General features: G+C 65.3%; 19 protein-coding genes. 13 read left to right on the forward strand and 6 right to left on the reverse strand.

Going from position 1 to position 19155, the window contains the following annotated elements; all coding sequences use genetic code 11:
• Nucleotides 1–183 precede the first annotated feature (183 nt).
• Nucleotides 184–426, forward strand: coding sequence for an AbrB/MazE/SpoVT family DNA-binding domain-containing protein (locus AB1402_02195; GenBank protein ID MEW6540411.1), 243 nt, complete (start codon nt 184–186; stop codon nt 424–426).
• Entirely contained in the window at nt 417–875 is a 459-nt protein-coding gene (locus tag AB1402_02200) for a PIN domain-containing protein (protein MEW6540412.1), read from the forward strand. The genes AB1402_02195 and AB1402_02200 overlap by 10 nt, the downstream gene beginning before the upstream one ends.
• 9 nt (nt 876–884) lie before the next feature.
• On the opposite strand, the gene AB1402_02205 is transcribed toward AB1402_02200, so the two are convergent.
• Entirely contained in the window at nt 885–1031 is a 147-nt protein-coding gene (locus AB1402_02205) for a hypothetical protein (GenBank protein MEW6540413.1), read from the reverse strand.
• 1 nt (nt 1032) lies between these two features.
• Here AB1402_02205 and AB1402_02210 point away from each other — a divergent pair, with 1 nt between their 5' ends.
• Entirely contained in the window at nt 1033–1299 is a 267-nt protein-coding gene (locus tag AB1402_02210) for a hypothetical protein (protein ID MEW6540414.1), read from the forward strand.
• 43 nt (nt 1300–1342) lie between these two features.
• Here AB1402_02210 and AB1402_02215 read toward each other — a convergent pair whose 3' ends face one another.
• Nucleotides 1343–1627: a helix-turn-helix transcriptional regulator gene (locus tag AB1402_02215; protein ID MEW6540415.1), complete on the reverse strand. Its 285-nt coding sequence runs from the start codon at nt 1625–1627 to the stop codon at nt 1343–1345.
• A 161-nt stretch (nt 1628–1788) separates the two neighbouring features.
• Here AB1402_02215 and AB1402_02220 point away from each other — a divergent pair, with 161 nt between their 5' ends.
• Nucleotides 1789–2040 (forward strand): hypothetical protein, encoded by a 252-nt coding sequence (locus AB1402_02220; GenBank protein MEW6540416.1) that lies wholly within the window; start codon nt 1789–1791, stop codon nt 2038–2040.
• Nucleotides 2041–2043: 3 nt separating this feature from the next.
• Here the strand turns inward: AB1402_02220 and AB1402_02225 are convergent, their stop codons facing one another.
• Nucleotides 2044–3780, reverse strand: a complete 1737-nt coding sequence (locus AB1402_02225; GenBank protein ID MEW6540417.1) for an FAD-dependent oxidoreductase — start codon at nt 3778–3780, stop codon at nt 2044–2046.
• Nucleotides 3781–3853: 73 nt separating this feature from the next.
• Nucleotides 3854–4207 (reverse strand): nucleotidyltransferase domain-containing protein, encoded by a 354-nt coding sequence (locus tag AB1402_02230; protein ID MEW6540418.1) that lies wholly within the window; start codon nt 4205–4207, stop codon nt 3854–3856.
• A 208-nt stretch (nt 4208–4415) separates the two neighbouring features.
• Between AB1402_02230 and AB1402_02235 the strand changes: the two genes are divergently transcribed.
• Nucleotides 4416–5372, forward strand: coding sequence for a heme o synthase (locus AB1402_02235; protein ID MEW6540419.1), 957 nt, complete (start codon nt 4416–4418; stop codon nt 5370–5372).
• A 174-nt stretch (nt 5373–5546) separates the two neighbouring features.
• Here the strand turns inward: AB1402_02235 and AB1402_02240 are convergent, their stop codons facing one another.
• The gene (locus AB1402_02240) at nt 5547–5714 is read right to left on the reverse strand and encodes a hypothetical protein (protein ID MEW6540420.1); all 168 of its coding nucleotides are present in this window, start codon (nt 5712–5714) and stop codon (nt 5547–5549) included.
• A gap of 130 nt (nt 5715–5844) precedes the next feature.
• On the opposite strand from AB1402_02240, the gene AB1402_02245 reads away from it, so the two are divergent.
• Genes AB1402_02245 through AB1402_02260 form a run of 4 tightly spaced genes read left to right on the forward strand, consistent with a single transcriptional unit; the run spans nt 5845 to nt 11488 of the window.
• Nucleotides 5845–6444, forward strand: a complete 600-nt coding sequence (locus tag AB1402_02245; protein MEW6540421.1) for a MarR family transcriptional regulator — start codon at nt 5845–5847, stop codon at nt 6442–6444.
• Nucleotides 6445–6449: 5 nt separating this feature from the next.
• Nucleotides 6450–7592: an efflux RND transporter periplasmic adaptor subunit gene (locus AB1402_02250; protein MEW6540422.1), complete on the forward strand. Its 1143-nt coding sequence runs from the start codon at nt 6450–6452 to the stop codon at nt 7590–7592.
• The gene (locus tag AB1402_02255; protein ID MEW6540423.1) at nt 7589–10687 is read left to right on the forward strand and encodes an efflux RND transporter permease subunit; all 3099 of its coding nucleotides are present in this window, start codon (nt 7589–7591) and stop codon (nt 10685–10687) included. The genes AB1402_02250 and AB1402_02255 overlap by 4 nt, the downstream gene beginning before the upstream one ends.
• A 21-nt stretch (nt 10688–10708) precedes the next feature.
• Nucleotides 10709–11488: a WecB/TagA/CpsF family glycosyltransferase gene (locus AB1402_02260; GenBank protein ID MEW6540424.1), complete on the forward strand. Its 780-nt coding sequence runs from the start codon at nt 10709–10711 to the stop codon at nt 11486–11488.
• On the opposite strand, the gene AB1402_02265 is transcribed toward AB1402_02260, so the two are convergent.
• Nucleotides 11436–13316: an FAD-dependent oxidoreductase gene (locus AB1402_02265; protein ID MEW6540425.1), complete on the reverse strand. Its 1881-nt coding sequence runs from the start codon at nt 13314–13316 to the stop codon at nt 11436–11438. The two genes, AB1402_02260 and AB1402_02265, sit on opposite strands and share 53 nt — an antisense overlap.
• Before the next feature lie 257 nt (nt 13317–13573).
• Here AB1402_02265 and csaB point away from each other — a divergent pair, with 257 nt between their 5' ends.
• The 4 genes from csaB (at nt 13574) to fabZ (ending at nt 18939) form a co-directional block, all read left to right on the forward strand.
• The gene (gene csaB / locus AB1402_02270; GenBank protein MEW6540426.1) at nt 13574–14737 is read left to right on the forward strand and encodes a polysaccharide pyruvyl transferase CsaB; all 1164 of its coding nucleotides are present in this window, start codon (nt 13574–13576) and stop codon (nt 14735–14737) included.
• A gap of 126 nt (nt 14738–14863) precedes the next feature.
• Entirely contained in the window at nt 14864–16123 is a 1260-nt protein-coding gene (locus tag AB1402_02275) for an LCP family protein (protein MEW6540427.1), read from the forward strand.
• Nucleotides 16124–16436: 313 nt separating this feature from the next.
• Nucleotides 16437–18419 carry a DUF5693 family protein gene (locus AB1402_02280; GenBank protein MEW6540428.1) on the forward strand — a complete coding sequence of 661 codons (1983 nt, stop codon included), beginning with the start codon at nt 16437–16439 and terminating at the stop codon, nt 18417–18419.
• An 85-nt stretch (nt 18420–18504) separates the two neighbouring features.
• A complete protein-coding gene (gene fabZ / locus AB1402_02285; GenBank protein MEW6540429.1) occupies nt 18505–18939 on the forward strand; it encodes a 3-hydroxyacyl-ACP dehydratase FabZ in 435 nt (144 codons plus the stop codon).
• Nucleotides 18940–19155 lie beyond the last annotated feature (216 nt).

A 19155-nucleotide genomic window follows, 5' to 3' on the forward strand; every position in this document is an offset into this window, starting at 1 on the left:
CATGCGGTTTTGCCGGCTCAATCAGAGACAGCGGGAAAGGTCGAAGTCCGGGGCGAAGGGGTTGATGAAGGATACGCCCTCAAGCGTACGGGGGAAGGACTGCAGGCGCTTGGTATTGCCAGAAGTTGCTTGGTTATGATATAATTCGGCAAGACATTATGCTCTCAATGGAGGTGCAAGATAGTGCAGTCTATTATCAGAGTTTCCAGTAAGCGACAGATTACCATACCGGTGGAAATCTTCCGCGCCCTGCATCTGCAACCCGGAGCCAAGCTGATGGTGAAGCTGGAAGACGGCAAAATGGTGATTTCAAAACCCGCCCAAAGCTATGCCGATCTGCTGGTGGATGCGCTGCAGGGTGTGTACGGCGCGTCGAAAGAAGAGGTCGACGAGTACATCCGGAAAGAGCGTGAAGCATGGGAGTAGAAGATGCTTTCCTGGAAGCCGTCCGGAAGCACGGGCGCCTGCTTGCGGATACCAGCGCGGTTATTTATTTTCTGAACCGGGTTCCCCGGTATGAAAAGACCCTGAGGCCCCTTTTCCACTTGGCGGAGCAACGGGAGATCGAATTGGTTCTGTCCGTGGTTACGGAAGTGGAACTTCTGGTGGGTCCGATGAGAAGCGGGAACGAGGGAGCCGTCAATCTGATACGGCTGTTTCTCAGCCGGTTTTCCAACGTGGAGGTGGTTCCGGTTTCGCGGGAGATCGCCCATAAGGCCGCGCAGCTGCGGGCGGAGAGCGGCCTGAAGCTCCCCGATGCGTTGATCGCGGCTACGGGCGTTGTTTCCGGGTGCCGGGCGGCGCTCGGAAACGACCGGTCCTGGGCCGGGATGGCGGACTTGCCCTTCATTTGCCTGGATGACTTCGCCGTCTAGCAGCGGCAGTCAAAAGCGTTCAAAATTACAAAACTCGGCCTTCCTTCCTTCCTTCCTTCCTTCCTTCCTTCCTTCCTTCCTTCCTTCCTTCCTTCCTTCCTTCCTTCCTTCCTTCCTTCCTTCCTTCCTTCCTTCCTTCCTTCCGTCAGGCGGCAAATTGATTACCACCTGGGCCACGGAAAACGCCATTACAGGCGCCTATGTCCTGGGTGCTGTCGTGCTTGGTTTTGTGGCGGCCGGGCGCACCAGGCGCGGGCGGTATGTGCTTGACAGCCTCAAAACGAGAGTGCCGTTGTTTGGTCGGTTAATCATCAAAAAATTAAACGCCGCCCTGGAGCCGGTCCTGCTCATTTTTTTGGGCCTCATGGTCGGCTTTGTGGCGGCAGCCATGATCGGCGGCATCCTGGCCAGCTATGAAATGTAAGTGATAACAAGCGAAAGGGAATCGTTCTCGGATGCGGGGGCGATTACTCCTTGGAACGGTACTTGTGCCTGAGAAAACTCCGGAACTCCTCGAGGTAACGCCGGGCTTCCGGGGGCAGTTTTTCATCGGGATCGGGTTTTTCCCCGACCAGGTAATCGACCGAGGTTTCCAGCACGAAGGCCAGGCGCTTTAACGTCTCGATATCGGGATAGCGAACACCTTTCTCGTAGCGGCTGATGGTCGCGTCCGAAACATTCAGTTTGGCCGCCAGCTGTGACTGGGTCCACCCCCGGGCCTGGCGGGCTTTACGCAATCGCTCTTCCAGCATGCTGACCCCCGGTTTTCTGCGCGTCTGGTAAGTATTCTACCATCCCCGGAAAGACGACCCAACGCAATCTGCCAAAACGGTAAATACAGACTTGACAAAGCTGCCGTATCGGTATTACGCTCAAGAAAAGTAGCAATTTTTGACAGGGTGGTGCTGAAGTCTTGTATCGCCATTTTTGCCCCAAATGCCGCACCGTCTATTATTCCGCGGCCATGAATGAGGCCGCCAGGCCCTGGATCTGCGGTGTCTGCCGCCACGTGGTGGTGCACTCGACTTTCGTGGAAGGAGAGGCCGCGGGAGACGAAGAGCAAGTTGCGGGCGATGATGCGCGGGTTGCGGGCGATGATGCGCGGGTTGCGGTTGCGGGACACCGGAGAGGGTCCCCGCCGCCGAAAGAGAAGAAAGAGCCTTAACCCCTACTTGTCGAGGCGGGCGCCGGCGGCGGTGAGCAGGTTTTGGATCTCCCGGAGGTCCTCGGGGCCGAGGGCGGCGGGGGATTTGCCGTTGGCGGCCGAGTAGGCCGCGGCCACGCCGGCGGCGTCGCCGCAGACGGTGAGGTTCGGGATGACGCGCATCGAGGCCCAGGCTTCCGAGGAGGTGCTCTGGGCGTAGCCCGGGAGCAGGAGGTTTTCCACGGCGGGTGTGGTCAGCGCCGCGTACGGGATGTAGTGGGGGTTGGCCGGTGTCTCCAGGGTCTGGACCGGCTCCCCTTTGCGGTAGGCGTTGATGTCCACGTAGTAGAAGCCGAGGCCGACCCGGGTGTCGTAAAGGTCGTGGTCGGCGCCGGTCCCGGGGCCGTCCCCGGCCCCCCGGACGGCGTCCGCCGAAAGGGCGAAGGTACCGTCATCCCGCACGGCGTGCGCGGTTTCACGGATATATAGAACCTCACCCACCACGGGCCGCCCGTCCGAATCCCGCACCAGCTCCACGCGCTCGAAGCCCGGAAAGCGGCGCAGGGCCTCCAGGAAGCGGGGTCGCTCCAGTTCGGCCAGTGCTTCGGCGTAGGCCCGGTCGGTGGACCACTGGCCCTCTTCGACCAACCCGGCAAGGGCCGCCGCCGTTCCAGCCACCCCCTCGGCCGCCACCCCAGCCGCCGGCCGGTGCTCGGTGCCCCGGTCCAGTTCCTGCAGCATCCCGTTCACCTCGTGGATGAGCAGGATATTGAGCCACCACCGCCCGGGGGTGTCCTCGGCGATGTTGTAGCCTTTCAGGGTGAAGTGGTGGCCGCCCGCGTTGTAGGCGGCCACCACCGGGTCGTAGCCGGTGAAGTCTTTGCCGCCCCAGCCGAGGCGGCTGCCGTCGGCTTCCTGGAAGTAGAAGAACTCCGGTTTGCCGTTTTGAGGGTTCCGGTACGCTATGGCGCCTTGAGGTTGAACCTCGGTGACCTGGAACATCAGGGTGACGGCCTGTTGTTGCGCGTCGCCGGCCCAGTCGGCCCGCCCAGGGGAGAGGGGCACCCCGGCCAGCCGCGCCATCCGCCCGGTGTCCGAAGCGTCGATGAACACCTTGCCGTGAACGGCGCGGGCTTTGCCGGCCCACTCCACCGCCAGCGTCTCGGGGTTGCGCGCTACGGGGCGCACGGTGACGGCCCCGAGCTTCACCAGCCCGCCGGGGCTGCCGCCGGGGATGGGGCTGCCAGCGGGTTCGGGGCCGCCGCCGCCCAGCGCGCTCCAGCCGCCCCTCGCCGGGTGCACCGCCGCAATCTCGTGATTAAAGAGCACTTCCACCTTCCCCGGAAAACCCTCGACCACTTCGGCATATAATAGCTCAGACATCGCCGTTGTCGGGTAGCCCTGCCCGAACGCGGCGAACCAGCGGGCGAAGCTGCCCCGGGTGGGCGGTTCGCCGCGCCAGTTGCGGATGTCGAAAAAGTTTTGGCCGCCGACGGTGCCGACGCCGCCCAAGGCGCTTTCCGGAACGACCATCAAGACGGTGTGGCTGGGGGGCAGGTGGGTTGCGGCTTGGTAGGCGGCGGCGCACGCCGCGAAACCGCCGCCGTAGATGACAACGGCGTGGCTCGTGGCGGGCGGCGCAAACGGCGAAAAGCAAGCCTGCGGTGATCCCGCCCCCAGGACGTTCCAGATGACGGCGGCGGTGACGGCCAACAGGCACGAGATGACAAAGATGGTTCTGCGGTTTGGTTTGCGGCGCAAGACTGCTCGCCTCCGGTACTGGGCTATTTCGGGGGCCAGAGACGGGAAATCGGTGCCATCGTCGACCCCTTGCTCATATGATTCTCAATCCTTCCCTTTCAACCTCGGCGGCGAAACGGCAGTACTCCAGTTCTATAAGGTCCAGTTCACGTTCAACCAAGGCTTCCAGTTCCGACGAAACGCGCAGGTAATCTTCTTTCAGGCCCAACACGGCGATGTCGATGTCCGACGTTTCATCGAAGGCTCCAGGGCGGACAATAGACCCGATCACGTAGACACGAGCCACTTTTTTCCGGGCAAAATAATCTGCCAGTTGCCGACGAAGTTGGGCCAGTTTTCTTCTGCGGTAGGCTTCGCGTTTCAGATTTTTTTTAGCGATGGCTGCCCGCCATAGGGAAGTGTCAAACTGGGTCACGGCAAATCCCATTCCTCTCCAAGTCAGTTCTAAAGTAACTTTCATCCGGGTGTTTGTCAAGAAAAGGCGGTGTCGAGGCTTGCAGCGAATTTCGGGGACGGCCCCAATTTCGCACTTTAATTCGGTATGTTATTATTGTACTTGACAGTGCCTCTTGTACTTGCCGTTTTCCGGGTTTCACCGGGGGCGAGCCGGGTTTGATATCGAGAGGGGTTTTTCGGTGGGGGACAAGCTGACCGGGTTGCGCGCGCCGACCACCGGAGCGGCGGCGCCCCTGGCCGAGCACAACGTGGTGGCGGTCAGGCCGGGTTTTTGGGATGCGGCCAAGGCTTACGTCGAGGTGACCAAGCCGATCTCGGTGGCGCTCCTGGCGTTTACGGCCGTGGCCATGATGGTGGTGGCGCACGCCGACCATCCGGTTTCCGGGTGGCTGTTCGTCCAGGCGTTGGCGGCCGTGGTCCTGGCTTGTGCCGGGGCGAACGCGGTGAGCTGCTACGTGGACCGGGACATGGACGCCCAGATGGGCCGCACCCGGCGCCGCCCCGTGCCCTCGGGCCGGATCAGCCCCCCGGTGCGGGCGCTGCACTGGGGCCTGCTTTTGTTCGTGGCGTCGCTCGGCCTGGCCTGGAACCTTAACCCGCTCGCCTGGGTCACCCTGTGGGGCGGAATGCTCGGCTACGTGGTGGTGTACAGCCTTTGGCTCAAACGCCGCAGCGTCTGGAACATCGTCATCGGGGGCGTGAGCGGCGGCATGCCGGCCCTGTTCGGATGGGCGGCCGTGACCGGGGAACTCTCGCTCCTGCCGGTCCTGATCGCCGCCCTGGTGGTGTTGTGGATCCCGAACCATATTTGGAGCCTGGCCATCTTTTACCGGGAGGAGTACGCCCGGGTGAAGGTGCCGATGCTCCCGGTGGTCTATGAGCCGCGGCGGGCCTTGAACTGGCTCCTGCTGACCGTCGTCCTGATGGTCGTCTTTTCGGTAATGATCTACTTCGCGGGCGACTGGGGCCTCGTGTACCTGACCACCGCCCTGGTGATGGGGACGGCCGCGCTGGCGCTTTCCGTGCACATTTACCGCAATCCGGAGCGCCGCAAGGCCTGGATGCTGTTCAAGTTCTCCAGCCCCTACCTGGCGGTGCTCTTCCTGAGCATGATGGCCGACGTCTGGCTCCGCTGAAAATAGGGGACAGTCCCTCTTTTTTATCTGAAAATTCCCTCTCCCTCTGGGAGAGGGTCAGGGTGAGGGTATTTTCATCCTTCCGATGGTGCCGCTAGAGCGGCATGGTTGTCTGTTTTTACTAACCCGTAAGTTTAGAAGGTTTTCGTCTTGGGTGTGGGCGGTACCGGCGGCTTAGCTGCCGGTGACGGCCTTTCTTTCCGCGTGGCCCAACAGGTATAGAAAGGCGAAGGCCGGGATTTTTACCATTGGGAAGCGGGTGTCGTACTCCAATACTCCGAAATCGGAACTCCGCTTGGTGACGATGATGGCCCTCGTCTCCTTGTCCCGCGCCAGGTCCACGATTGCCTCGTCCGGCCTGATGGCGGCGTCTCGGTGCCAAAAAATCCTTGACGCTTGGTATGAACAGGCCATAAGATTGAGGAAGTAAATAGTTTAATTGGTTAATTAACTAGGAGGGGGTGGAGGTGCAGTGGGACCGCCTTCTGAAAAGGAGGATTCGCGCAGGCTCAAGGAGTTACTCTACAAAATCGACGAGTTGATCATCCAGCTTACACGCCGCTTATATATTCAGGTGGCGCGGCAGGCGCCCAACGAACTCACCCAGAGCCAGTTCGTGCTCTGCAGGCTGCTCAAGAAACACGGGCGGATGACGGTTTCCGAACTCGCCGAAAGCCTGGGGGTGTCGCTATCCGCCGTCACGGTGACGGCCGACAAGCTCTGCCGCTCGGGCATAATGCGGCGTGAGCGGAGTGAGCAGGACCGGCGGGTGGTGTGGTTGGCTCTGACTGAGGATGGGTATCGAGTGGTGTCCGATGCCTTAGAAAGCTGGAACCTTGCTCTTAAAGGGTATTTCGCCCGCCTGCCCGAAGAGGATTTGGAAAGGCTTAATTCCATTTGCGGGAAGCTGCTCGCCAAGGAGCAGGCGGACCGGGCCAAAACCGCCTTGAAGGAGAGCGTGCCGGCCGACGCGGAAAAGCCCGAAGCAAAGAAGGAAAAGCCCGAAGCGGCCGACGCGGAAAAGCCCGAAGCAACAGACGCGGAAAAACCCGAAGCAAAGAAGGAGGGGTAGTCTTGTTGGGGCGCAGGTTATTGGCACTGGTCGTGGTCGTGGTCCTGGGTTTGCTGTTCGCGGTGAGCGGCTGCGGGCGGGCCGGGCCTGAAGGCCAGGAGGAGGAAGAGGCCAAGGTCCCGGTGTTTGTCGCTGCGGCCGAAATGGGGCGCTTGAGCCGTGGTGACGTCTTAACCGGGCAGGTCGTACCCCGGACCGAGATCAACCTGGTGCCCAAGATGGCGGGCCAGGTGGCGGCGGTGGCCGTGGACGTGGGCGACCGCGTCGGCGCCGGACAGACCGTATTGCAGCTTGACGCCGTGGAACTGCGGGCGCAGCTCACCCAAGCGGAAGCCGGGGTGGCGGCGGCCGAATCGGGGCTTTTTCAGGCGGAACTGGCGCTCGAACAGGCCCAAGCGGACTACGACCGGGTGAAGTTCCTCCACGAACAGGGTGCGATCGCCGATGCGGACTTCGAGAAAGCGGAACTCAACTTCAAGCTGGCCCGCAACCAGGCTGAAAACCTCGGCCCCGCCCAGCTCCAGCAGGCCCGCGGCCAACTGGAATTCGCAAGGGCGAACTACAACAACGCCGTCCTGACCTCACCCGTGACCGGCCTCGTGGCCGCCCGGCACATCGACCCTGGTGAGCTGGCCTCGCCCGGCGTGCCGGTACTCACCCTCATCGATATCGACCGTGTCCGGGTGGAGGTGAACGCCTCCGAAAAACTGGTGCACCGGATCAAGAGCGGCCAAGAGGTCCGGGTACTGGTGACGGCGGCCGCCGCCGAGCCGCTGGCCGGCAAGGTGGTCAGCATCGCCCCGGCGGCCGACCCGCGTGCCCGCACCTACCCGGTCAAAGTCGAGCTGCCGAACCCCGATCACCGGTTGAAGCCGGGGATGTTCGCCGAGGTGGACTTCGGGACCGAGGCGGCCGAGAACGTGTTGGTACCCCGGGACGCCGTGTTCCAGCGGTCCGGCGCGCACTGCGTGTTTGTGCACGCCGGGGGGCGGATCGAACTGCGCGCCGTTCGGCCCGGCCCGTCCGACGGGCGCACGATAGCCGTGCTCGAAGGGTTGGAGGCCGGGGAACAAGTGGTGGTTTCCGGGCAGGAGGCCCTGGAGGACGGGATGGAAGTGCAGGCTGCGGGAACGGAGGCAGACCAATGAAGTTAGCCGACATCGCGGTCCGCCGCCCGGTCGGGGTGATCATGCTGGCCCTGGCGGTGCTGCTGCTGGGAATGGTCTCCTTGAGCCGGCTGGCCATCGACCTGCTTCCCAACTGGGAGTTTCCGGTGACGGCCATCGTCACCACCTACCAGGGCGCGGGGCCGCAGGAAGTCGAACAACTGGTCACCCGGCCGATCGAGGAGTCGGTGGCCACCGTCGAGAACCTGAGGAACATCTCTTCCACCTCCCAATCCGGCAGTTCCGTGGTGATCGCCCAGTTCGACTGGGGCACCGACATGGAAGCCGTAATCAACGATATCCGGGAAAAGGTGGACCGGGTGCAGCAGATACTGCCGGCGGACGCCGACCGGTCCATGGTGATGAAATTCGATCCCTCGCAAATGCCGGTGCTGACCGTCGGCTTCACCGGTGAGCAGAGCCTGGCCGATTTGACCCGGATCGCCGAAAACACGGTGAAGCCGCGCCTGGAACGGTTGCCCGGCGTGGCTTCGGTCAGCGTGCAGGGCGGGCAGGAGCGCGAGATTCAGGTATATCTGGACCCGGTAGCCATGCGGGGTTACGGGGTTTCCCTGGAGAGTGTGACGCAGTCCCTGCGGGCCGGCAACCTGAATATGCCCGGCGGCACGGTGCAGGAGGGCTCCCGGGAGTACCTGGTGCGCTTACCCGGAGAGTTCGCCGACCTGCGGGACATCGAGGGCGTCACGGTTTTGAACGCGGAAGGCGAGCCGGTGCGGCTGGCGGACATCGCCGAGCTCCGGGACGGGTACCGGGATACGGACGTCATCAACCGCTTAAACGGTGAACCCAGCCTAGCAATCGTGGTGATGAAGCAGCCCCAGGCGAACACGGTCCAGGTGGTGCAGGGCGTCCGGCAAGCGCTGGCCGGGATTGAACGCGAATTGCCCGGCACGGTCAGTTTCGAGCCAGCCTTCGACCAGGCCGAATTCATCGAGGTGTCGATCGGCAACCTGCGCAACGACCTTTTGACGGGGAGTCTCCTGGCCGCCCTGGTGATCTTCTTCTTCCTGCGGAACATCCGGACCACCTTGATCATCTGCACCGCCATCCCGCTGGCGACCATCGGCGCCTGCAACATGATCTACTTCAGCGGGGAGACGCTGAATATGTTGACCTTGGGTGCCCTGGCCCTGGGGATCGGAATTATCGTGGACGACGCCATCGTCGTCCTGGAAAACATCTACCGGCACCGCCAGGAAGGGTTGGGCCCCCTGGAGGCCGCCCGGACCGGGGCTTCCGAGGTGACCGGCGCGGTCCTCGGCGCCTCGCTGACGTCGATGTCCGTGTTCCTGCCCATCGCTTTTGTCGGCGGCATGGCCTCGGTGCTGTTTACGCCTTTTTCCCTGACCGTGGTCTTTGCGCTGCTCTCCTCGCTGATCCTGGCGCTGACCGTGGTGCCGATGCTGGGGTCGCGCCTCTTGGTGCGCCTTCCGGACGAACCGGGGCCGGACGGTCGTGGGCTTCGACGCCTGCTGCACCGGTTCGGGCTATGGATGGAGAAATTGAAGGATTTCTACGGGCGCCAGTTGGCCTGGAGCCTGGACAACCGGCGCAAGGTGGTCGGCCTGACGGCGGCGGTCTTCATCGGCAGCCTGGCGCTCATTCCCCTGGTGGGCGCGGAGTTCTTCCCGGCGATGGACGAAGGTGCGGTGAGCGTCCAGATCGAGATGCCGCGCGGCACGGCCATTGGGGCCACTGACCGGTTGGCGGCGCGGGTGGAGCAGATTGTGGCCGGATTCCCCGAAGTGGAAACGGTGTTTGTCAGCGCCGGGTCGGGCGGCCAGGGGGGGATGTCCGGAATGGGCGCGACCAGCGCGGACCGGGCTCAGATAGACATCACCCTGGTGCCCCTCGGGGAGCGTGGCCGCAGCTCCGAGGAGGTGGCCGAAGCACTCCGGAAAGAACTGCGGAGCATTCCGGGCGCCGTTTTCCGGGTGGACGCAGCCTCGGGCTTTGGCCCGCCGGGGGGAGGGGCTCCGGTGGAGATCAGGCTTAAAGGTGACGACCTGGACACCCTGGCCCGTCTGGGGCAACAAGCGGCGGCCGTGGTCGCCGGCGTGCCCGGCACCCGGGACGTGAAGTCCAGCCTGGAGGAAGGACGGCCCGAGGTGCGGGTGTTGGTGGACCGGGACCGGGCGGCCGCCTACGGCCTGAGCGTGGCCCAGGTGGCGTCCTCCGTCCGGTCGGCGCTGCACGGGGACGTGGCCACCCGCTACCGCGTCGGGGGCGACGAAATTGACGTGCGGGTGCGGCTGACTGAGGAAGCGCGCCGGTACCTGGCCGATTTGGACAACCTCTTGCTGACCGCGCCCAACGGCCGGCAGGTGCCGTTGCGGGACGTGGCCCACCTGGTGCCCGGGGAAAGCCCGGTGGCCGTCGACCGTGACGACCAGGCCCGCACGGTCACCGTCAGCGCGCAGATTGAGGGCCGGGACCTGGCGAGCGTGGACCGTGACGTGCAGGCCGCGCTTGCCGGCATGGTCCTGCCGTCCGGGTACTACTTCGAAACCGGCGGCGAGGCCGAGGAGATGGCCCAGACTTTCGCCGAACTCACTTTCGCGCTGCTGATGGCGGTAATACTGATTTACATCGTGCTGGCGGTGCTCTTCGAGTCCTTGTTCTTCCCGTTCGTGATCATGTTCGCCGTGCCGCTGTCGCTGGCCGGCATGACCCTGGGGCTCCTGCTCACGGGCCGCACGTTCAGCATGCCGGCCTTCGTCGGGGTGATCGTGGCCGTGGGCATCGTGAGCAAAAACGGCATCGTGCTGATCGATTACGTGAACCAGCTCCGCCGGCGGGGGGTGGAGCGGGACGAGGCCATCCGGACAGCCGGCCCGGTCCGGCTGCGCCCGATCCTGATGACCACGCTGACCACCGTGGGCGCCATGTTCCCGATTTCCCTGGGTCTGGGGGAGGGCGCCGAGTTTCAGGCGCCGCTGGCCACCGTGATCATCGGCGGGTTGGCCTTCTCGACCGTGATCAGCCTGCTGGTGGTGCCGGTGGTCTACAGCATTTTCGACGACTGGGGCCGCATGGTGACGCGCCGAACACCCTGAATTGATTGGGAGCAAGTAGCCATGCAAACGGTGGATATCCTGGGCGCGCCGGTGGCGCGCCTGACGCTGGACGAGGCGGCGGCGGCGGTGGCCGGTTTCGTGCGGGAGGGCCGTCCCCGCCAGGTGATCACCTTGAACCCGGAGTTTCTCTACCGGGCGCAGTCCGAGCCCGAATTGATGGCGGCCGTGCGCCGGGCCGACCTGGTGACCGCCGACGGCGTGGGTATCGTCTGGGCGGCCCGGCGGGCCGGCAATCCGGTGCCGGAGCGGGTGACCGGCATCGACCTCCTGCTCCGCCTGGCCGAGGAAGCTGCCCGGCACCGCTGGCGCGTATTTCTGCTGGGGTCGGCGCCGGGTGTCGCCGAGGCCGCCGCGCGGGAACTGGCGACGCGGTACCCGGGACTGGTGCCGGCGGGCACGGACCACGGGTACTTCAAACCGGAAGAGGAGCCGGAAGTGGTGGCCAAGGTGCGGCAAAGCCGGGCGGATGTCCTGTTTGTGGCCCTGGGCGCGCCCCGGCAGGAACTCTGGGCGGCGCGGCACCTGGAAGCGCTGGGGGTGCCGGCGGTGATCGGGGTCGGCGGGAGTCTGGACGTGCTGGCCGGCCGGGTGCGCCGGGCGCCCGCCTGGATGCGGCGCCTGCACCTGGAATGGATGGGCCGGCTGTTGATGGACCCGCGGCGCTGGCGGCGCCAGGCCGTGCTCCCGAAATTCGCCCTCCTGGTCCTCCGCCGCTACCCCCCTTTTTCTACAGGGTTTGGAGGGCGTGGGCGGTCCAGCGGTACAGGTCGCCGCGGGTAAGCGGTGCGTCCGGCGCGTGGCCGGCAAGCTCCGGGGGAACCAGGCCCTTATCCAGCGCCAGCGGCCAGGCGGTGTCCGCCGCCGAGGCGGTGCCGGTGACCCAGAGCACCATGCGGGCGGCCTCCGGAGCGGTCAGGGGTGCGGCGGGCACGTGCCGGGGGTAGCGGACTTCTTCCAGGCCGGGCAGGCGGCCGAGCGCTCCTGCGCGGGTCAGGGCCCCGGTGAACACGTTGGCGAACTCCAGGTGGGTGGTGGTGCGGTCAAAGCCGAAGTCGTTTTTGTAGCCGGCGTTGATCAGGCCGAGGCGCAGCACCTCCCGGGCGGCCGGGTAGTCCGGGTGCCGGGTGAACTTGGGCGTGAGTTTGAAAGGCGTCAGGTAGGCGCCCTGGCTGGTCAGGATTTTCTGGATGGCCTTGATGTGCGGACCCTCGGGCTCGGCCGCTATTTCCCGGAATCCCACGCCGTGGCGCAGGCTGTACGCGGCCGCGGCCCCGGCCGCCTGCCCGCAGGCCATGCCGACCGGAATCACCCGCGCGCTGCCCGCGGCCAGTGAGCTGAAGGAGGCGGCGCGCCCCACCACCAGCAGGTTTTCCACCTCCCGCGGCACCAGGCTCCGGAACGGCACGCCGTACTGCACCGGGTCGCCGATCACGAAGCCGAACTCCCCCGGCCGGGCGGCCTGCACGTCGACCGGGTAGGCGCCGATGGCCACCCGGTCCGGGAAGTCCCGGTGCTCCAGCACGTCGGCGATGTCCAGCACGTACTCGCCCTGGATGTGCCGGCTTTCGCGGACGTACAGCATCTCGGGCCAGCCGGCGACCGACGCCTGCTCGAAACCGGGGAACTCACGGCGCAGGAATTCCAGGACGTGCCCGGTTTCGGCCTTTCCCCGCCGGTAGGCGTCCGCGACGCTCTCCGGGTCCCGGGGGTCGACGCCGAAGATCAGGAGGGCGTTGATGACCACCGTGCCGTCGCTCTGGCGCGTAATGTTGAAGCCCCGCAGGCGCATCCCCGGGTCCGCCGGTTCGTAGGCGGTGAAGAGTTCGCCGAAGCCCCGCCCGTGGTTCCCGCGCACACGCGCCGCGCCGAAGGTCTTATCCCGTGCCGCCCGGCGCACCCCGTCCCAATCCACCCCGCCGAAGTGCAGCATCAGGGTGGCGGCCATGGCGCCCTCCCGGCCGAAATCCGCCTGGCCGTACGTGTATGGGGCGCCGGCTGCGGCGGCGATGTCCCCGTCCGGCGTGGCGTCGATCACCCGTCCGGCGTGAAGAGAAAGCCCCGCGCCCCGGTACGAAAAGCCTACGCCCGTCACCCGGCCCTCCTCCACCAGCGGCCCGATGGCGTGGGCCGGCCGCGCCACCATAAGCAGTTCCTCGGCCGCGACCATGTGCTCAAAGACCTGTACGGCGCGTTCGACGTCGAAGGGCGAGCCTCCCACCAGCCGGTGAAATTCCAGAAAGAGGCCGCGGGTGGTCAGGCGCCACAGGTGTCCCCGGTTCATGTCGGTGAGGTTCAGCATCCCGGCCGTCATCAGCCCCCCTAAAGTCTCGCGCTCGGAGACGAGCAGGGTGCGCGCGCCGTTACGGGCGGCCGAGACGGCGGCGGCGATGCCCTCGGGCTCGCTGCCGACCACGATTACGTCGAACTTCGCGGCGGCCAACTCTCCGGGCGTGGGCGCCCGCGCAGCCGTCAACGGGGGCAGGGGCGCGAGGCCGGTCCGGAAGGGTGTGTAACCGGTCCAGAAGGGTACGAACAGGAACATCAGGGCGGCGGCCAAGGCCAGCCCCGGCAGGCCGGACCAAACCAGCAACTTCTTGCGCTTGAACATAAATATCTGGTTCGGGACCGCGCACCCGATTCCCTGCCCCGCTCGGTGCCGTAAATGTGATACAATCTCCATCGTAGGCGGGAACCTGGCAGGTGAAAAACCGGGGGGAGTATTTCGTCGTCTTAAGGGGTAGAAGCTTGAAGCAGGAGACGGAAACCTCCGCCCGGGGGGAGCGTAATCTAAAATGCTGGCTTGCGAATGCCGGCTTGCGGCGCGGAGCTTGACCGGAAACCTCCGCCCGGGGGGAGCGTAGTGCGTTGAAACACGGGCTTGCCGGGGACCGGCCCCGCCCGCGGGTCCTGGTTTCCGGATACTACGGGTTTCAAAACGCCGGCGACGAGGCGATCCTGTACGCGCTGATCCGCGGCCTTGAGTCGTGCCGGCCTGGGATCGGCATCACCGTGCTGTCGGCCGACCCGAAGCACACGGCCGGGGCCTACGGGGTGCGGGCCGTGCCCCGCACCGACCCGCGCGCCGTCTTGGGCGCCTTGCGCGCCTGCGACCTTTTCGTCAGCGGCGGGGGCGGGCTGCTGCAAGACGTGACCAGCCTGGCGAGCCTGCAATACTATCTGGGCCTGATCGCACTGGCCCGGATGCTGGGGCGGCCGGTTTTCATCTACGCGCAGGGGATCGGCCCCCTTGAAACGCGTGCGGGGCGGCTCTTGACCAGGACCGTCTTAAACCGCGTTCAGGCGGTGACCGTCCGCGACACCCGCTCCCGGGACCTGCTCCGGGCGCTGGGGGTCCGGCGGCCCCCCGTGGAAGTCACCGCCGACCCGGTCCTCGGCCTGGAGCCGGAGGCCGAATGGCGCGCGCGGGGCCGGGAGCTGCTCGCGAAGGCCGGGGTGCTGGACGGCCGGGTGGCGGGTTTTTCGGTCCGGCCCTGGTCCGGGGACGCGGATTACACGGCGGCGCTGGCCCGGGTGGCCGACGAGCTGGACGCCGCCGGTTACCGGCCGGTGTTTTTGCCGTTTCACCACCCCGGGGACCTGGCCGCCTGCCGGGCGGTGGCGGCCCGGATGGCCGCCCCGGCGCTGATCGTGGAAGAACGCCTTGATTTTGCGGCCTTGATGGGGGTTTGCGCCCACCTGGACCTGGCGGTGGGGATGCGGCTTCACTTCCTGGTGTTCGCCGCCCTGGCCGGGGTGGTGCCGGTGGGATTGCCGTACGATCCCAAGGTGCGGCTTTTCTTGGACCGGCTGGAACTGCCGGCGGCGGTGCGGGTGGACCGGGTGACGCCGGATGGTTTGAGCCGTGCCGTGGCGGCCGCCCTCGCGCGGCGCGGGACGCTGGAGCAGACGCTGAAAACGAGGGTGGAGATCCTGCGGCTGGAGGCCCGGCGTACGCCGGCCCTGGCCTGCGATTTGCTGCCGGGGGCAGGAAACCGGTCCGGAATGTCGAAGAAACCGGAGAGGCCGTGACGAATAGTACAATCTTTTGTGTGGAGACGAAGGGGAGGACGGTCTACGGCAAAGCCTTCAAGAGGCCGTGACGAATAGTACAATCTTTTGTGTGGAGAGGCGGTTTTCTTGGCGAGAAGGTCCAGATTGGGCAGGTATTTAAGGATTCCGGTTGCCGTGGTCCTGGTCCTGGCCCTCACTATCGGTGCCGGTTACGGCGGAGTCCGGTATCTGGTGATGCCCTACCTTTTCCCCGGCGTAGATGGCAATTCCGAAGAGGGGGAAGGCCTTGTGCCCGGGCGGATGAATGTTTTAGTTCTCGGAAGCGATGCCCAGGGGGGAGAAACCGTCGCCCGGGCCGATTCGATCTTGTTTGTGAGCGCCGATCCCAAACAGCAACAGGTGGCCATCCTGTCCATTCCGCGCGACACCCGGGTACAGGTCCCGGGGCACGGCTGGGACAAGATCAACTCGGCGACCGTCCACGGCGGTCCGGAACTGGCCTTGGCGGTGGTGTCCGATTTGCTGGGCGTGCCGTTGGACTACTATGTGATGACCAACTTCGAAGGGTTCCGGGACATCGTGGATATTCTAGGCGGCGTGACCATCGACGTGGAGCGGCGGATGTACTACCGCGACCCGATGGCCGACCCGCCCCTGCTGATCGACCTCCAGCCCGGCGAACAGCGGTTGGACGGGGATAAAGCGCTGCAATACGTCCGCTACCGTTCGGACGGCCTGGGCGACATCACCCGCACCCAGCGGCAGCAGAAGTTCCTGATTGCGCTGGCCGAGGAAATGATGAAACCCCGGAACATCGTGAAGTTGCCCAAACTGGTGCCCAAGATCGACGACTGCGTCGACACGAACATGAGCGTCCGGGAGATGATCCGGTGGGCCGCCCTGGCCCGGAATCTGAACGGAGTAAAAATGGTGTCCGCCACTTTGCCGGGAGGGTTCCTGGACTACCGCGGGATCAGCTACTGGTCGGTCGACCCGGTCCGGGCCAGGGAGGTGGCGGCCCGGCTGCTCAACGGGGAGGAGATCGACGGTTGGCTGGACGAATCTCAAGTTCCGGCCGTAGCCCAAAGACCGTCCGGAGCGGCATCGGCAACGGTAAACGCCGCCCCGCCTCCGCCTCCGGCCCCGGCGCTGGCTCCGCCGGCTCAAGCCGAACCGCAACCGGCTCCGCCGGATGGTGGTTCCCCGCCGGCGGCGACCCCGGGCGGGCAGGACGGCGGTGGTGTCTCCGGCGAACCCTCGCCCCCGCCACCGGAGAACCCGCCCCCGCCGCCGGAAGACCCGTTGGCGCCGCCTGCAGGGCCCGTGACCCCGCCGCCGGACGGCGGATACGGCATCCCTTTTTCCGAGCTGGGCTGGCTGGTGCCGTCCCCGCCGCCGGGCTAGGAGCGTGTTGCCGAGTCCCCCCACAGCCCAAAGGGGACAGTCCCCCTGGGGCACTAAGGGGACAGTCCCCCCTCCTGGAAGCCCGTGGGAGATTCCTTATGGTAACAGCGATTGTGTACCGCAAGTAGTGAATGCTGGTTACGAAATGCCGCTCTTAAGTGGTGCAACCCTTGTGCAAACCACTTATTTAAAAGGGCCTAAAGGGCCTAAGTTCGGGATGTTTTTGAGAAACTTGCTTTCTCACACAGGCTGCCGGCCCAAAGCAGTCCGTGCGGCGCGCGGGCATTTTCGCTGAAAAAGGTTGGATGCGGCGTTGTCTGCGAAAACGTACCAACGGCTCCTGATCCTGATGGTTGCCGCCGCCCTGGTGCCGGCCTTCTGGCTGGCCGGGCAGCGGGTTGGGGCGGAACGTGATTTCCGGCAGGTGGAAATGGCGGTCGTCTACGAAGAGGCGGTGCTCCTGGCGGGGCTCTTGGGCCGTGAACCGGCGGCGGTTCTGGAGGACTTGCGGGAGCAGGGAGTAACGGCGGTCCTGTTCCGCGAGCCTACTTTGAATCAGGCGGCTCTGGCGGGCGAGTTCACGGTGCTGAGCGCCGCCGAACTCCGGGATAAGCCCTGGTTTGCGGGTGCGGGCTTTGAACTCTTTTCGGATCACCAGTACTTGGTGACCCGCGATGAGCGGGTGTTTGAACGTTTGGGCCGCCAGATGGAAATGAAGGTCCCGTCCAGCTGGAGCTACGTAACGGCGGACGGGTCGTTCGTGGTTGCCGCCCCCATCCCGGGGCTGTACCTGGATGTGCTGGGGGCCGGATTTCCGGCTCACGGGCTGGAACAAGCGGCGGCCGCAGGCCTGGACGTGATTCCCCAGGTGCGCACCTGGCCGGGGGTTACCCCCACGGGCCTGACTCTGCTGGCCGAAACCTTGACCGAAATGCCCGGACTTTCGGCGGTGGCCTTCAACGACCCGACCCTGCCCGGTTATCCGGGCCTGGTGCACGTCCTGGCCCGGGAACTGGGGCCGCTGGGTGTGCCGGTCACCGACGTCGAGTTTTTTCCACAGGCCGGAGTGAAACAGCTCGGCCGGACAATGCCGGCGCGCCAGGTGATGCTGCACGCCATTCCCGCCCACGAGATGGCGCGGTATACGCCGGCGCAGGCGGCCGACCGCTTCGTCCTGGCCGCCGTCGAGCGCAACGCGCGGGTGCTCTTGGTGCGGTTCTTCTTCGACGCTAGTCACGCCGGTGATGTCTGGGCGGCGAACAGCGCCTACCTGAAAGACATCACTTCCCGGTTGGAGGCGGCCGGGCTGACGCTCGGCACGCCGAAGACCCCCGTTCCCTGGCAGCCGCCGCGGGTCCCGGTGGTCCTGATCGGCTTGGGGGTGGTCGCCGGCGGGTTGCTCCTGTGGGAAATGCTGCGAAACAGCAGGCTGCCCGGCCCCGCCTTGGCGCTGCCGGCGGCGGCGGCGGCGGCTTGGCTGGCAGTGGCTTTCATCACCGAGGTCAACTGGGCGGCCAAGCTGGCGGCCCTGGCCGGGGTGATCATCTTTCCCTCTCTGGCCCTGGTGAGTGTCGTCCGGGAAGAGGGGGCTTCGGTGGGGGCGAGCCTGGTCCGCTTCCTCCAGGCCGCCGCTATTTCACTGGTGGGCGCTGTCTACATGGTCGGCCTTCTTTCCGACACCGGATTTCTGATCAAACTGGACCAGTTTGCCGGGGTGAAGCTGGCCCACGCCGCCCCGCTCCTACTGGTGATACCTTACCTGGCTTTCCGGCCCCGGGATGGCGCGGGTTGGCTGGAACGCTTCCGCGATTTCCTGGACCGGCCGGTGCTGGTCAAGTACGCCGCCGTCGCCGCAGTGGTGGCCGCGGTCGGCGCCGTGTACCTCCTGCGCACCGGGAACGAGCCCGCGCTGCTGGTGTCGTCCATAGAATTGAAACTGCGCTCCGCGCTTGACCAGTTGCTCGCGGTGCGGCCCCGGACCAAAGAATTCCTTCTTGGCCACCCCTGGCTCTTGCTGCTGCTTTTCACCGGCTGCCGGGACGCCCGCTTCCTGCCGCTCGCCGCCCTGGGCCTGGTCGGCCAGATCTCGCTGGTCAACACTTTCGCCCACCTGCACACGCCGCTTTTTGTGTCCGCGTTCCGGGCTTTCAACGGGCTGTGGCTGGGCGTGGCCCTCGGGTTGGCTCTGATCGCGGCCTGGTACCTGGGGGGAAGGATGTTGGAGGCCGGAAGTCGGAGGTCGGAGGCCGGAGGGGAAGAAGGGGCAGGTGGCGGACAATCCGGTGTCGAAAGGTAATGGTATCCATTCCCGCCTCCGGGGAATAATCTCCAGCAGTCCATCCGGTGCGGCGGCCCGGGAAGTGGAAAGTGAGGAGAAAAAGGTGCTGGACATCAAGCAAATAATGGCGCTCCTGCCCCACCGCCACCCGTTCTTGCTGGTGGACCGGGTGGTGGAGCTTTCGCCCGGCAAGAGAGCGGTCGGCTTAAAAAACGTTACCATGAACGAACCTTTCTTTACGGGTCATTTCCCGGGCTACCCGGTGATGCCCGGTGTACTCGTGATCGAGGCGCTGGCACAGGTGGCGGCCGTGACCGTCCTCAGCCTGGAGGAGTACCGGGATAAGCTGCCCCTCTTTGCCGGAATCGACAAGGCCCGTTTCCGGCGCCAGGTGGTGCCGGGCGACGTGTTGCGCCTGGAAGTGGAAATCCTGCAACTGCGGGGCAAGGTGGGCAAGTGCCGCGGTACGGCGTTTGTCGGTCCCGACCGGGTGGCCGAAACGGAACTTTTGTTTGCGGCGGCGGCCCGGCCGGGCTGATCTGCCTTTTCGGGTCGCATTTTCCCTTGTGCTCTAAAACCCGGTGGTTTTCGGCTAAATACTCAGTCAATCAGTCATTGTCAATTTATCAAGAATCGGGTAGAGTTGCTGTAACTATGCGCTTGTCCCATATCAGTCGTCGGTCGTCAGCCGTTGGTCGTCGGTCGTCAGTGTGGTAACCACCGACCACTGACCACTGACCACCGACGACTGACC

Source organism: Bacillota bacterium (genome assembly GCA_040757205.1).
In the GTDB taxonomy this organism is placed as follows: Bacteria; Bacillota; Desulfotomaculia; order Desulfotomaculales; family Desulforudaceae; genus Desulforudis.

Excerpts from the sequence above, each read along its gene's own strand:
- AB1402_02260 (MEW6540424.1), top strand. The coding sequence starts at position 10,709 with ATGCAAACGGTGGATATCCTGGGCGCGCCGGTGGCGCGCCTGACGCTG.
- AB1402_02200 (MEW6540412.1), top strand. The coding sequence starts at position 417 with ATGGGAGTAGAAGATGCTTTCCTGGAAGCCGTCCGGAAGCACGGGCGC.
- AB1402_02255 (MEW6540423.1), top strand. The coding sequence starts at position 7,589 with ATGAAGTTAGCCGACATCGCGGTCCGCCGCCCGGTCGGGGTGATCATG.
- AB1402_02215 (MEW6540415.1), bottom strand. The coding sequence starts at position 1,627 with ATGCTGGAAGAGCGATTGCGTAAAGCCCGCCAGGCCCGGGGGTGGACC.
- AB1402_02230 (MEW6540418.1), bottom strand. The coding sequence starts at position 4,207 with ATGGGATTTGCCGTGACCCAGTTTGACACTTCCCTATGGCGGGCAGCC.
- AB1402_02265 (MEW6540425.1), bottom strand. The coding sequence starts at position 13,316 with ATGTTCAAGCGCAAGAAGTTGCTGGTTTGGTCCGGCCTGCCGGGGCTG.